This window comes from Alkalibacterium gilvum, assembly GCF_900109085.1.
In the GTDB taxonomy this organism is placed as follows: domain Bacteria; phylum Bacillota; class Bacilli; order Lactobacillales; family Carnobacteriaceae_A; genus Alkalibacterium; species Alkalibacterium gilvum.
This window is the reverse complement of record NZ_FNYW01000092.1, coordinates 1-1,125: the sequence shown is the minus strand read 5'-3', so window position 1 is coordinate 1,125 and position 1,125 is coordinate 1. Positions and strand designations below refer to the sequence as shown.

General features: G+C 50.6%; 1 rRNA gene. It reads left to right on the top strand.

Annotated features, from left to right (window positions below):
* A 23S ribosomal RNA gene (locus BMX83_RS10680) occupies positions 1–1,125 on the top strand; the annotation flags it as partial.

Genomic DNA, 1,125 nt, shown 5'->3' with positions numbered 1-1,125 from the left:
GGTTAAGTGAATAAGGGCGCACGGTGGATGCCTTGGCACTAGGAGCCGATGAAGGACGGGACGAACACCGATATGCTTTGGGGAGCTGTAAGTAAGCGTTGATCCAAAGATTTCCGAATGGGGGAACCCATCACTTTTCATCAAGTGATATATCTATAGTGAATACATAGCTATAGATAAGGTAGACGTGGGGAACTGAAACATCTCAGTACCTGCAGGAAGAGAAAGCAAAATGCGATTCCCCGAGTAGCGGCGAGCGAAACGGGAAGAGGCCAAACCAAAAGGCTTGCCTTTTGGGGTTGTAGGACCGGCGATATGGACGAGTAAGACTAGCAGAAATAACTGGAAAGTTATGCGAGACAGGGTGAAAGCCCCGTATGCGACAGTCGACCTTACCTAGCTGGTATCCTGAGTACGGCGGAACACGAGAAATTCCGTCGGAATCCGGGAGGACCATCTCCCAAGCCTAAATACTTCCTAGTGACCGATAGTGAACCAGTACCGTGAGGGAAAGGTGAAAAGAACCCCGGAAGGGGAGTGAAACAGCACCTGAAACCGTGTGCTTACAAGTAGTCAGAGCCCGTTAATGGGTGATGGCGTACCTTTTGTAGAATGGACCGGCGAGTGACGATGTCATGCAAGGTTAAACCGAAGAGGTGGAGCCGCAGCGAAAGCGAGTCTGAATAGGGCGTAGAGTATGCCGTCGTCGACCCGAAACCAAGTGACCTACCCATGTCCAGGGTGAAGGTGTGGTGAAACGCACTGGAGGCCCGAACCCAAGTATGTTGAAAAATGCTGGGATGAGGTGTGGGTAGCGGAGAAATTCCAATCGAACTTGGAGATAGCTGGTTCTCTCCGAAATAGCTTTAGGGCTAGCCTCGGATAATATGCATCGTGGAGGTAGAGCGACTGTTTGGACTAGGGGCCCTTATCGGGTTACCGAATCCTGATAAACTCCGAATGCCACAGATGTAGATCCGGGAGTCACACTGCGAGTGATAAGATCCGTAGTGGAAAGGGAAACAGCCCAGACCGTCGGCTAAGGTCCCCAAATTCTTGTTAAGTGGAAAAGGATGTGGGGCTGCTTAGACAACTAGGATGTTGGCTTAGAAGCAGCCATCATTT